Source organism: Pseudomonas fluorescens group sp. PF-69, from assembly GCF_054481235.1.
In genome coordinates this window covers 2,226,790-2,239,262 of sequence record NZ_JBTMNC010000001.1, presented here as the reverse complement: position 1 = coordinate 2,239,262, position 12,473 = coordinate 2,226,790, and the positions used below count along the sequence as shown (strand labels likewise).

At 52.9% G+C, this 12,473-nt stretch carries 7 protein-coding genes, 6 tRNA genes and 3 rRNA genes; 1 reads left to right on the top strand and 15 read right to left on the bottom strand.

Going from position 1 to position 12,473, the window contains the following annotated elements; translation table 11 throughout:
* Positions 1 to 11: 11 nt before the first annotated feature.
* The 15 genes from nusG to tyrS form a co-directional block, all read right to left on the bottom strand.
* Positions 12 to 545 carry a transcription termination/antitermination protein NusG gene (gene nusG / locus ACX3YF_RS10275; protein ID WP_007933727.1) on the bottom strand — a complete coding sequence of 178 codons (534 nt, stop codon included), beginning with the start codon at positions 543 to 545 and terminating at the stop codon, positions 12 to 14.
* 9 nt (positions 546 to 554) lie between these two features.
* Positions 555 to 923, bottom strand: a complete 369-nt coding sequence (secE, locus tag ACX3YF_RS10270; protein ID WP_110965138.1) for a preprotein translocase subunit SecE — start codon at positions 921 to 923, stop codon at positions 555 to 557.
* Between the two features lie 45 nt (positions 924 to 968).
* Positions 969 to 1,044 (bottom strand) — tRNA-Trp (locus tag ACX3YF_RS10265).
* A 171-nt stretch (positions 1,045 to 1,215) separates the two neighbouring features.
* Positions 1,216 to 1,291 (bottom strand) — tRNA-Thr (locus tag ACX3YF_RS10260).
* A 26-nt stretch (positions 1,292 to 1,317) separates the two neighbouring features.
* Positions 1,318 to 1,391, bottom strand: a tRNA-Gly gene (locus ACX3YF_RS10255).
* 24 nt (positions 1,392 to 1,415) lie between these two features.
* Positions 1,416 to 1,500, bottom strand: a tRNA-Tyr gene (locus ACX3YF_RS10250).
* Positions 1,501 to 1,643: 143 nt separating this feature from the next.
* On the bottom strand, positions 1,644 to 2,084 hold the full coding sequence (locus tag ACX3YF_RS10245; protein WP_458973705.1) for a hypothetical protein: 441 nt from the start codon (positions 2,082 to 2,084) through the stop codon (positions 1,644 to 1,646).
* A 7-nt stretch (positions 2,085 to 2,091) separates the two neighbouring features.
* Entirely contained in the window at positions 2,092 to 2,841 is a 750-nt protein-coding gene (locus ACX3YF_RS10240; RefSeq protein WP_288096375.1) for a pantothenate kinase, read from the bottom strand.
* Positions 2,831 to 3,790: a bifunctional biotin--[acetyl-CoA-carboxylase] ligase/biotin operon repressor BirA gene (gene birA / locus ACX3YF_RS10235; RefSeq protein WP_458944232.1), complete on the bottom strand. Its 960-nt coding sequence runs from the start codon at positions 3,788 to 3,790 to the stop codon at positions 2,831 to 2,833. Before birA ends, ACX3YF_RS10240 begins: the two co-directional genes overlap by 11 nt.
* 137 nt (positions 3,791 to 3,927) lie before the next feature.
* Positions 3,928 to 4,043, bottom strand: a 5S ribosomal RNA gene (gene rrf, locus ACX3YF_RS10230).
* 151 nt (positions 4,044 to 4,194) lie between these two features.
* Positions 4,195 to 7,086, bottom strand: a 23S ribosomal RNA gene (locus ACX3YF_RS10225).
* A 239-nt stretch (positions 7,087 to 7,325) separates the two neighbouring features.
* Positions 7,326 to 7,401 (bottom strand) — tRNA-Ala (locus ACX3YF_RS10220).
* Between the two features lie 9 nt (positions 7,402 to 7,410).
* Positions 7,411 to 7,487: transfer RNA gene (locus ACX3YF_RS10215), tRNA-Ile, on the bottom strand.
* A gap of 121 nt (positions 7,488 to 7,608) precedes the next feature.
* Positions 7,609 to 9,145, bottom strand: a 16S ribosomal RNA gene (locus ACX3YF_RS10210).
* The 16S, 23S and 5S rRNA genes sit together here with 2 tRNA genes alongside, the layout of an rRNA operon.
* A gap of 494 nt (positions 9,146 to 9,639) precedes the next feature.
* Positions 9,640 to 10,839 (bottom strand): tyrosine--tRNA ligase, encoded by a 1,200-nt coding sequence (gene tyrS, locus ACX3YF_RS10205; RefSeq protein ID WP_130209536.1) that lies wholly within the window; start codon positions 10,837 to 10,839, stop codon positions 9,640 to 9,642.
* 212 nt (positions 10,840 to 11,051) lie between these two features.
* On the opposite strand from tyrS, the gene ACX3YF_RS10200 reads away from it, so the two are divergent.
* A complete protein-coding gene (locus tag ACX3YF_RS10200) occupies positions 11,052 to 12,470 on the top strand; it encodes a peptidoglycan DD-metalloendopeptidase family protein (protein WP_458944229.1) in 1,419 nt (472 codons plus the stop codon).
* Positions 12,471 to 12,473 lie beyond the last annotated feature (3 nt).

Below are 12,473 nucleotides of genomic sequence, written 5' to 3'. Positions count from 1 at the left end.
TGCTTGCTCAGTTAGACCTTTTCGACCTGACTGAACTCCAACTCTACCGGAGTAGAGCGACCGAAAATGAGTACAGCCACCTGGATGCGACTCTTTTCGTAGTTAACTTCTTCAACAGTGCCGGTAAAATCGGCAAAAGGACCATCATTGACGCGTACCGACTCACCTGGCTCGAACAGAGTCTTCGGCTTCGGCTTGTCGCTACCATCAGCGACGCGGCGCAGAATTGCTTCTGCTTCCTTATCAGTGATTGGAGCCGGCTTATCAGCGGTACCGCCAATGAAACCCATAACTCGAGGAGTATCCTTGACCAAGTGCCAAGTACCCTCATTCATGTCCATCTGAACCAGCACGTAACCCGGGAAGAATTTGCGCTCGCTTTTACGCTTCTGGCCATTACGCATTTCAACCACTTCTTCAGTGGGAACCAGAATCTCGCCGAAGCCATCTTCCATGCCAGCCAGCTTTACGCGCTCAATCAACGAGCGCATAACATGCTTCTCGTAACCGGAGTAAGCATGCACAACATACCAACGCTTAGCCACGGGACACCCTTAGCCGACAATCAAGGAAACAAGCCAGCCGAGCAGGGAATCAAGCCCCCACAACAGCAACGCCATAACCAGAACAACAGCCACAACAATCAACGTGGTCTGCGTGGTTTCTTGGCGAGTTGGCCAAACGACTTTACGAATCTCGGTGCGCGCTTCCTTGACAAGAACAAAGAAAGACTTGCCCTTGACCGTCTGCAAGCCTACAAAGGCAGCTACAGCAGCAATCACAAGCAAAGCGAGCACACGGTACAGGATCGGCGAAGCAGAGAAATACTGATTGCCAACAACGCCAACAACCACCAAAGCGACTACCACTAGCCACTTGAGCAGATCGAAGCGAGAACCTTGAGCTTCAGCTTTAGGAGTCATCTATGAAGATCCTGTGAAAAGAAAGCCAGACACACCTGGTGAATCTGGCAGGTCAGGAGGGAATCGAACCCCCAACCTACGGTTTTGGAGACCGTCGCTCTGCCAATTGAGCTACTGACCTAAAACAAAATCAGGCCGACCATTATGCCGGCCCGAAAAAGACTTTACAACAACTTACTCAATGACCCAAATCGCTCGCCTGCACCAGGAGGTCAAAACCGCCTGCACACAATGACAAACAACCTCTAGCCATTAAAACAAAGGCAGATATTTTCATATCTGCCTTGTTATATGGAGCTCTTGAGCGGATTTGAACCGCTGACCTCACCCTTACCAAGGGTGTGCTCTACCAACTGAGCTACAAGAGCGAAACACCGTGCAAAACCTGCAAACTTGGAGCGGGTAGCGGGAATCGAACCCGCATCATCAGCTTGGAAGGCTGAGGTTCTACCACTAAACTATACCCGCGAGGCTTGCAGCTCTCGCTAAAAATGGTGGAGGGGGAAGGATTCGAACCTTCGAAGTCGTAGACGTCAGATTTACAGTCTGATCCCTTTGGCCGCTCGGGAACCCCTCCTAAGCGAGCCGGCATTCTACATCATGCCAGCCTTCTGTCAAGCATTTTTCTCATTAAAAACCTGAGGTTAGCTGCGTTGACCTTGCTTCACATCGCTAACCGCTTTAGGTCTTCGCTGTGGAGCGGGCGCCATTCTATGCAAACTATTCGATGGGCGCAACCCCCTCGCAAGGCATTATTTTATGTTTTAACTCATTGAATTCTCTAGAAAGGTTTAGCAACTGCAAATCATCCAGCCAACGCCTGCTCTCGGGGGCCACACGTACCCAGTAACCGGCTGACTCAGCACTCCCCTTCGGCAACAACTGATATTTCACCTCCATGCCGCTCAATCGGCGCTCAAGCCCCTGAGCGACATCCTGCCGCGTAAATCCGCCTAAATACAGGCAACCTGGATCTACTTGAGCAGCCTTTCCTTTTTCCTTGGTCGAATCAGGCGTTTCACTCAGCAGGCGAATATCCTGCTGCCCCCCCCGATACAAGCTTAAAGGCGTCACATCCTTCGCACGCAGAGGAGCCTCTTGCTGATACCAGATGTAGTAGAAGACGTTGAGAACCAGCAGAAGCAGAAACAACCAACGCATAAGGACCTCAGGACAAAGGACACGCCATAGCCAAGCCAACGAATACCAGGTCCGGAACCACCCTCGCCTCCGGCACGATGCCTGAAACCAAGGCAGCATCCCCCCCCGTCAGGAACACTACGAATTCTTTACCCCAGTAGCTGCGCGCCAGTTCCAGCTGAGTAAGCACAAACCCTTGAAGCATCAACAGACACCCTCGCTCGACAGCTTCGACCGTCGTACGACCCGGAATGAGACTCTCCAGCGCGCGCTCCGCCGCGCGATCACCGTAACGAATCTTGCGGGTATGTGTGCGAAGCTGATTACGCATCAATGGCATACCGGGACAGATGAATCCACCCAAGTGCCCTCCATCCCTGGCAACGAAGTCAGCTGTTACAGCAGTACCGAAATCAAGGACAAGGCACGCGCCTGCAGCCAGATGAAAACCGCCCAGCATCGCAAGCCAGCGATCCAGCCCGAGCCGCTCGAATTCCTCATAACCATTGCGCACGCCGGACATTTCCCGCGCGGGAACCGCGCAGACCGCCGAGACATTGAAGGACGCCTTCAACAAAGCGGTCAACTCATTGGTTTCATCCGCAGTCCTGACACTCACCAGCCGACAAAACTTCAGAGCAAGGCCTTTCAGTGCCTTCAAGTCGTCAAGCAGCGCCAGATCCGAATCGACAACGCCCTCACCCACCACTGACTGCGCATTCGCCTCAAGCACGCGCCACTTGATGAAACTATTTCCGCAATCGAGCTCAAGAATCATCGCGCAACCTCAGACTCAGCTCGCCACCACTGAAAACTTTTTCCACGCCATCCACCTTCAAGCGCAAGGCGCCTTGGCTATCGATCCCCAGCACTTCACCGTCTATATGGGTTACACCAGCTATCAACGACACCGCCCGCCCCTGCCACAGATGATTTTGCTCCCACTCAGCCTGAATAGCTGAAAATCCGCTCGCCTGGTGACGCAACAGATACTTTTGAAGCATCAATCCAAGCTCGGCGACCAGGCGATTGCGATCGAACACCTTGCCGGACTCAAGCCGCATGGAAGTCCACTGCTGATCGACCTCCTCAGTTATCTGCATGTTTACATTGATCCCCACACCCAGCACCACATGGCAAACATCAGCGGGATCTCCCACTAGCTCAAGCAGAATTCCGGCAATCTTCTTCTGACCCACAAGAACATCGTTGGGCCACTTCAATCCAGCCGCCGAAATGCCAAGCTCTCGCAGCGTATGCATGACAGCGAGCCCCACAACAAGGCTCAAACCTTCCAGCTGACGCATCCCACCTTCAATACGCAGCACCAGGCTGTAATAAATATTCTCTGCAAATGGACTCGCCCATCGCCTTCCGCGCCTTCCACGACCCGCTGTCTGACGCTCGGCGAGTACGATAAAGGGAGACGCCTGGCCTTGATCTATGGCGCGTAGTGCCTCGGCATTGGTGGAGTCAATCGAGTCAAAAGCCAAAACCGGCCAATTACAGGAAGACGCCAGCCGGCCAATTTCCTGCGGATCAAGCAACGTCAATGGCGCGGCAAGCTGATAACCTCGCCCTCGGACCTTGTGAATGGACAAACCCAGCTCAGCCTCCAGGTGCTGGAGCTGCTTCCAGACAGCACTGCGACTGATGCCCAAGGCAGCACCTAGCGCTTCACCCGAATGGAATCGGCCATCTTTAAGAAGCTTTAACAACGTCAGCATGCAAGTCTCGCCTCACAATGAGGCCCGCATGATAGCCACGCCCCGAGCAGTTGCATAGAAACCCGGAGAGTCAGATTTTCCTGCGGACAAAAACAAAACCCCTACCTGCATACGCAGATAGGGGTTTCGGAATTTAATCTTGACGATGACCTACTCTCACATGGGGAAACCCCACACTACCATCGGCGATGCATCGTTTCACTACTGAGTTCGGGATGGGATCAGGTGGTTCCAATGCTCTATGGTCGTCAAGAAATTCGGGTACCGAACCGTCTTTCGACGCTTCAGCAAATTGGGTATGCGATAGTTTGTGTGTTGTGCGAACTTTCGGTTCATTGCGTCTTCACACACCGCAATCTGGCTTTGCTCTTTATTTAGGAGCATGCAAATTGCTTGGGTGTTATATGGTCAAGCCTCACGGGCAATTAGTATTGGTTAGCTCAACGCCTCACAGCGCTTACACACCCAACCTATCAACGTCGTAGTCTTCGACGGCCCTTCAGGGAACTCAAGGTTCCAGTGAGATCTCATCTTGAGGCTAGTTTCCCGCTTAGATGCTTTCAGCGGTTATCTATTCCGAACATAGCTACCCGGCAATGCCACTGGCGTGACAACCGGAACACCAGAGGTTCGTCCACTCCGGTCCTCTCGTACTAGGAGCAGCCCCTCTCAAATCTCAAACGTCCACGGCAGATAGGGACCGAACTGTCTCACGACGTTCTAAACCCAGCTCGCGTACCACTTTAAATGGCGAACAGCCATACCCTTGGGACCGGCTTCAGCCCCAGGATGTGATGAGCCGACATCGAGGTGCCAAACACCGCCGTCGATATGAACTCTTGGGCGGTATCAGCCTGTTATCCCCGGAGTACCTTTTATCCGTTGAGCGATGGCCCTTCCATACAGAACCACCGGATCACTAAGACCTACTTTCGTACCTGCTCGACGTGTCTGTCTCGCAGTCAAGCGCGCTTTTGCCTTTATACTCTACGACCGATTTCCGACCGGTCTGAGCGCACCTTCGTACTCCTCCGTTACTCTTTAGGAGGAGACCGCCCCAGTCAAACTACCCACCATACACTGTCCTCGATCCGGATAACGGACCTGAGTTAGAACCTCAAAGTTGCCAGGGTGGTATTTCAAGGATGGCTCCACGCGAACTGGCGTCCACGCTTCAAAGCCTCCCACCTATCCTACACAAGCAAATTCAAAGTCCAGTGCAAAGCTATAGTAAAGGTTCACGGGGTCTTTCCGTCTAGCCGCGGATACACTGCATCTTCACAGCGATTTCAATTTCACTGAGTCTCGGGTGGAGACAGCGCCGCCATCGTTACGCCATTCGTGCAGGTCGGAACTTACCCGACAAGGAATTTCGCTACCTTAGGACCGTTATAGTTACGGCCGCCGTTTACCGGGGCTTCGATCAAGAGCTTCGCGTTAGCTAACCCCATCAATTAACCTTCCGGCACCGGGCAGGCGTCACACCCTATACGTCCACTTTCGTGTTTGCAGAGTGCTGTGTTTTTAATAAACAGTCGCAGCGGCCTGGTATCTTCGACCGGCGTGGGCTTACGTAGCAAGTACTTCACCCTCACCGGCGCACCTTCTCCCGAAGTTACGGTGCCATTTTGCCTAGTTCCTTCACCCGAGTTCTCTCAAGCGCCTTGGTATTCTCTACCCAACCACCTGTGTCGGTTTGGGGTACGGTTCCTGGTTACCTGAAGCTTAGAAGCTTTTCTTGGAAGCATGGCATCAACCACTTCGTGTTCTAAAAGAACACTCGTCATCAGCTCTCGGCCTTAAGATCCCGGATTTACCTAAGATCTCAGCCTACCACCTTAAACTTGGACAACCAACGCCAAGCTGGCCTAGCCTTCTCCGTCCCTCCATCGCAATAACCAGAAGTACAGGAATATTAACCTGTTTTCCATCGACTACGCTTTTCAGCCTCGCCTTAGGGACCGACTAACCCTGCGTCGATTAACGTTGCGCAGGAAACCTTGGTCTTTCGGCGTGGGTGTTTTTCACACCCATTGTCGTTACTCATGTCAGCATTCGCACTTCTGATACCTCCAGCAAGCTTCTCAACTCACCTTCACAGGCTTACAGAACGCTCCTCTACCGCATCACCTAAGTGATACCCGTAGCTTCGGTGTATGGTTTGAGCCCCGTTACATCTTCCGCGCAGGCCGACTCGACTAGTGAGCTATTACGCTTTCTTTAAAGGGTGGCTGCTTCTAAGCCAACCTCCTAGCTGTCTAAGCCTTCCCACATCGTTTCCCACTTAACCATAACTTTGGGACCTTAGCTGACGGTCTGGGTTGTTTCCCTTTTCACGACGGACGTTAGCACCCGCCGTGTGTCTCCCATGCTCGGCACTTGTAGGTATTCGGAGTTTGCATCGGTTTGGTAAGTCGGGATGACCCCCTAGCCGAAACAGTGCTCTACCCCCTACAGTGATACATGAGGCGCTACCTAAATAGCTTTCGAGGAGAACCAGCTATCTCCGAGCTTGATTAGCCTTTCACTCCGATCCACAGGTCATCCGCTAACTTTTCAACGGTAGTCGGTTCGGTCCTCCAGTCAGTGTTACCTAACCTTCAACCTGCCCATGGATAGATCGCCCGGTTTCGGGTCTATTCCCAGCGACTAGACGCCCTATTAAGACTCGCTTTCGCTACGCCTCCCCTATTCGGTTAAGCTCGCCACTGAAAATAAGTCGCTGACCCATTATACAAAAGGTACGCAGTCACAGAACAAAGTCTGCTCCCACTGCTTGTACGCATACGGTTTCAGGATCTATTTCACTCCCCTCTCCGGGGTTCTTTTCGCCTTTCCCTCACGGTACTAGTTCACTATCGGTCAGTCAGTAGTATTTAGCCTTGGAGGATGGTCCCCCCATATTCAGACAAAGTTTCTCGTGCTCCGTCCTACTCGATTTCATGACCAAGAGATTTTCGCGTACAGGGCTATCACCCACTATGGCCGCACTTTCCAGAGCGTTCCGCTAATCTCAAAGCCACTTAAGGGCTAGTCCCCGTTCGCTCGCCACTACTAAGGGAATCTCGGTTGATTTCTTTTCCTCAGGGTACTTAGATGTTTCAGTTCCCCTGGTTCGCCTCTTAAGCCTATGTATTCAGCTTAAGATAACCATCTTATGATGGCTGGGTTCCCCCATTCAGACATCTCCGGATCAAAGTCTGTTTGCCGACTCCCCGAAGCTTTTCGCAGGCTACCACGTCTTTCATCGCCTCTGACTGCCAAGGCATCCACCGTATGCGCTTCTTCACTTGACCATATAACCCCAAGCAATCTGGTTATACTGTGAAGACGACATTCGCCGAAAATTCGCATTGCTCAAAGAGCAACTCACAAATTTTACCTTAGCCTGATCCGTTACCAGTGAAAGTAACGTTCAGTCTATCTTTCTATCACATACCCAAATTTTTAAAGAACGATCTAGTCAAAAGACTAGAAATCAATATTCACATCGGAATATTCATTTCTAAACTCTCAAACGTTTCGAAGCAGTTAATGGTGGAGCCAAACGGGATCGAACCGTTGACCTCCTGCGTGCAAGGCAGGCGCTCTCCCAGCTGAGCTATGGCCCCATACAAAATTGGTGGGTCTGGGCAGATTCGAACTGCCGACCTCACCCTTATCAGGGGTGCGCTCTAACCAACTGAGCTACAGACCCAATTTCGAGCGCGTAACTGTTAGCGTGAGCTATCAGCTTGGAGCTTAAAGCTGCTTCTATCGTCTTCTTCAATGAATCAAGCAATTCGTGTGGGAACTTATGGAGCAGCTGAGTCGTCGATTAAGGAGGTGATCCAGCCGCAGGTTCCCCTACGGCTACCTTGTTACGACTTCACCCCAGTCATGAATCACACCGTGGTAACCGTCCTCCCGAAGGTTAGACTAGCTACTTCTGGTGCAACCCACTCCCATGGTGTGACGGGCGGTGTGTACAAGGCCCGGGAACGTATTCACCGCGACATTCTGATTCGCGATTACTAGCGATTCCGACTTCACGCAGTCGAGTTGCAGACTGCGATCCGGACTACGATCGGTTTTATGGGATTAGCTCCACCTCGCGGCTTGGCAACCCTCTGTACCGACCATTGTAGCACGTGTGTAGCCCAGGCCGTAAGGGCCATGATGACTTGACGTCATCCCCACCTTCCTCCGGTTTGTCACCGGCAGTCTCCTTAGAGTGCCCACCATGACGTGCTGGTAACTAAGGACAAGGGTTGCGCTCGTTACGGGACTTAACCCAACATCTCACGACACGAGCTGACGACAGCCATGCAGCACCTGTCTCAATGTTCCCGAAGGCACCAATCCATCTCTGGAAAGTTCATTGGATGTCAAGGCCTGGTAAGGTTCTTCGCGTTGCTTCGAATTAAACCACATGCTCCACCGCTTGTGCGGGCCCCCGTCAATTCATTTGAGTTTTAACCTTGCGGCCGTACTCCCCAGGCGGTCAACTTAATGCGTTAGCTGCGCCACTAAGAGCTCAAGGCTCCCAACGGCTAGTTGACATCGTTTACGGCGTGGACTACCAGGGTATCTAATCCTGTTTGCTCCCCACGCTTTCGCACCTCAGTGTCAGTATCAGTCCAGGTGGTCGCCTTCGCCACTGGTGTTCCTTCCTATATCTACGCATTTCACCGCTACACAGGAAATTCCACCACCCTCTACCATACTCTAGCTTGTCAGTTTTGAATGCAGTTCCCAGGTTGAGCCCGGGGCTTTCACATCCAACTTAACAAACCACCTACGCGCGCTTTACGCCCAGTAATTCCGATTAACGCTTGCACCCTCTGTATTACCGCGGCTGCTGGCACAGAGTTAGCCGGTGCTTATTCTGTCGGTAACGTCAAAACAGCAAAGTATTAATTTACTGCCCTTCCTCCCAACTTAAAGTGCTTTACAATCCGAAGACCTTCTTCACACACGCGGCATGGCTGGATCAGGCTTTCGCCCATTGTCCAATATTCCCCACTGCTGCCTCCCGTAGGAGTCTGGACCGTGTCTCAGTTCCAGTGTGACTGATCATCCTCTCAGACCAGTTACGGATCGTCGCCTTGGTGAGCCATTACCTCACCAACTAGCTAATCCGACCTAGGCTCATCTGATAGCGCAAGGCCCGAAGGTCCCCTGCTTTCTCCCGTAGGACGTATGCGGTATTAGCGTTCCTTTCGAAACGTTGTCCCCCACTACCAGGCAGATTCCTAGGCATTACTCACCCGTCCGCCGCTGAATCAGAGAGCAAGCTCTCTTCATCCGCTCGACTTGCATGTGTTAGGCCTGCCGCCAGCGTTCAATCTGAGCCATGATCAAACTCTTCAGTTCAAACATCTTTGGGTTTTGAGAAAACCCTAAACTTGGCTCAGCAATCGTTGGTTACATCTTTGATTTCTCGCGGAGTAACTTGTGATGCTGATAATCTGTTGACTAGCAGTCTGACTCCACAAGCACCCACACGAATTGCTTGATTCAGTTGTTAAAGAGCGGTTGGTTAAGAGCTTTCGTCTCAACCGAGGCGCGCATTCTACAGCAGCCTCATTTGCTGTCAAGTGATTATTTTCAGAAGTTTTCAAGGATTCCTTAACAACTTCAACCACTTGCGCCTTCGATCTCTCGTCAGCGGGAGGCGAATTCTACAGCGTTACTCGCTGCTGTCAACACCTCTTTTTCAACTTCCTTCGCGCTTCGATGACCTGAAGCAACTTGCTGCCGAAAACTGCGTAACTCATTGTATTCCAAGGAGTTTTCCGTTTCGACTGCGCCGGAAGTGGGGCGAATTATAGGCTTCTATAATTCGCCGTCAACCCTTTATTTCAGGTTCATTCGGATTTGAGCGTAATTCGCGCAAATGCCTTCTTTCCCGCCTGACAAACATGGGTCGCACCCAGCGCGTATATAAAGGTGCGATCAACAACCTCACCATCGATACGCACGCCGCCGGAGCCGAGCAGATCCCGCGCGACGGCCGAGTTCTTCACCAGCCCTGCTTTATTGAGGACAGCAGCAATCGGCATATCCTCAGTTGCGGTCAACTCAATCTCCGGCAGATCATCAGGCAGCTCGCCATCCTTCATACGATTACCAGCTGCGCGATGAGCGTTGGCCGCAGCCTCCTCACCATGGAAGCGTGCAACAATCTCTTCCGCCAGCTTGATCTTGATATCACGCGGGTTGGCGCCAGCCTCTACATCAGCACGGAAGGCATTGATCTCATCCATGGAACGGAAACTGAGCAGCTCGAAGTAACGCCACATCAGCGCATCCGGAATGGAGACGAGCTTGCCGTACATGACACCAGGCGCCTCCTGAATACCGACATAGTTGCCCAGCGACTTGGACATCTTCTTCACGCCATCCAGCCCCTCGAGCAATGGCATGGTCAGAATGCACTGAGCCTCCTGACCATAACCACGCTGCAGCTCACGCCCCATCAACAGGTTGAACTTCTGATCGGTACCGCCCAGCTCGACATCTGCGCGCAGGGCAACAGAGTCGTAGCCCTGAACCAATGGATAGAGGAACTCGTGAATGGCGATCGGCTGATTGGTCGTGTATCGCTTATCGAAGTCATCGCGTTCAAGCATGCGAGCTACGGTGTACTGCGAAGTCAGCCGAATGAAGTCGGCCGGCCCCATCTTGTCCATCCAGGTGGAGTTGAATGCCACTTCGGTTTTAGCCGGATCAAGAATCTTGAATACCTGGGTCTTGTAGGTCTCGGCGTTTTCGAGGACCTGCTCTCGGGTCAGCGGGGGCCGCGTAGCACTCTTGCCGCTGGGATCACCGATCATCCCGGTGAAATCGCCAATCAGGAAGATCACCTGGTGACCCAACTCCTGAAACTGGCGCAGCTTATTGATAAGCACGGTATGACCCAGGTGCAAATCCGGTGCAGTCGGATCGAAGCCTGCCTTAATGCGCAGCGGCTGGCCGCGCTTGAGCTTTTCAATCAGCTCGGACTCGACCAACAGTTCTTCCGCACCACGTTTGATCAGCGCTAGCTGCTCTTCAACCGACTTCATAACAGACCCGCAAGGCTCAGATTCAAAGGGACCCAACCATACAAGATCGCGCGTCAAATACAAAGTTTGCCCGGCGCACGGACGCCAATCCACGGACAGAGCTTCCGCAGACTTGCTTCAGAGATGATTTGGTTATATTTTATACAGTTATTTCATCTTCATCATGTCATTCATCTTTTCCAATTCATCTTTATTCAAAGTCAAAATTACTTATGACCACAGAATCGTCTAAAGCGCCACCGCTTTACCCGAAGACCCACCTGCTCGCCGCGAGCGGCATCGCCGCCCTTCTGAGCCTGGCCCTTCTGGTATTTCCTTCCAGTGATGTAGAAGCCAAAAAGACGACCCTGAGTCTTGAACTGGAAAGTCCTGCTGAACAACTGACACAAGATCAAGACGCTGCTGACGCCGTTCAAGCCACAAATGAGCCAGCAGCTTCACCATTCGCGCAGATCGACAACAGCGCTGAAGACACCCAGGAAACCGCTCAATCCGCGCCCGCTCCGGCTGCCGAAGAAAAGAAGGCTCCCAACCACAGGGAAGTGATCGTCGCCAAAGGCGACACTCTCTCCACGCTGTTCGAGAAAGTTGGTCTTCCAGCCACCTCGGTACATGACGTGCTGGCCAGCGACAAGCAGGCCAAGCAGTTCAGTCAGCTCAAGCACGGACAGAAACTGGAGTTCGAACTGAGCCCCGATGGCCAGCTGACCAACCTGCACAGCAAGGTCAGCGACCTCGAAACCATCACCCTCACCAAGAACAACAAGGGCTATACGTTCAATCGCATTACCGCCAAGCCGACCGTCCGCTCCGCCTACGTTCATGGCGTGATCAACAGCTCGCTGTCGCAGTCCGCTGCTCGTGCCGGCCTGTCCCACAGCCTGACCATGGACATGGCCAGCGTGTTTGGTTATGACGTCGATTTCGCCCAGGACATTCGCCAGGGCGATGAATTCGATGTGATTTACGAGCAGAAAGTCGTCAATGGCAAAGCCGTCGGCAACGGTCCGATCCTGTCCGCACGCTTCACAAACCGCGGCAAAACCTACACGGCAGTGCGTTACACCAACAAACAAGGCAACAGCAGCTACTACACTGCTGAAGGCAACAGCATGCGCAAGGCATTCATCCGCACCCCGGTGGACTTTGCTCGCATCAGCTCGAAGTTTTCCATGGGCCGCAAGCACCCGATCCTGAACAAAATCCGCGCACACAAAGGTGTCGACTACGCAGCACCACGTGGCACTCCTATCAAGGCTGCCGGTGATGGCAAGGTATTGCTGGCAGGGCGCCGCGGCGGCTATGGCAATACTGTGGTCCTCCAGCACGGCAACACCTACACCACGCTCTATGGTCACATGCAAGGCTTTGCCAAAGGCGTGAAGACCGGTGGCACCGTCAAACAGGGTCAGGTCATCGGCTACATCGGCACCACCGGACTCTCGACTGGACCGCACTTGCACTACGAGTTCCAGGTCAATGGCGTGCACGTCGATCCACTGGGCCAGAAATTGCCAATGGCTGATCCAATCGCCAAGGCCGAACGCGCCCGCTTCCTCGCACAGAGCCAGCCTCTGATGGCGCGCATGGAGCAGGAAAAGGCCACCATGCTGGCTTCGAGCAAGCGCTAAGCC

Bases quoted from the DNA above. Each gene is read 5' to 3' on its own strand.
- ACX3YF_RS10200 (WP_458944229.1), top strand. From the start codon at position 11,052: ATGACCACAGAATCGTCTAAAGCGCCACCGCTTTACCCGAAGACCCAC.
- tyrS (WP_130209536.1), bottom strand. From the start codon at position 10,839: ATGAAGTCGGTTGAAGAGCAGCTAGCGCTGATCAAACGTGGTGCGGAA.
- birA (WP_458944232.1), bottom strand. From the start codon at position 3,790: ATGCTGACGTTGTTAAAGCTTCTTAAAGATGGCCGATTCCATTCGGGT.
- ACX3YF_RS10240 (WP_288096375.1), bottom strand. From the start codon at position 2,841: ATGATTCTTGAGCTCGATTGCGGAAATAGTTTCATCAAGTGGCGCGTG.
- secE (WP_110965138.1), bottom strand. From the start codon at position 923: ATGACTCCTAAAGCTGAAGCTCAAGGTTCTCGCTTCGATCTGCTCAAG.
- ACX3YF_RS10245 (WP_458973705.1), bottom strand. From the start codon at position 2,084: ATGCGTTGGTTGTTTCTGCTTCTGCTGGTTCTCAACGTCTTCTACTAC.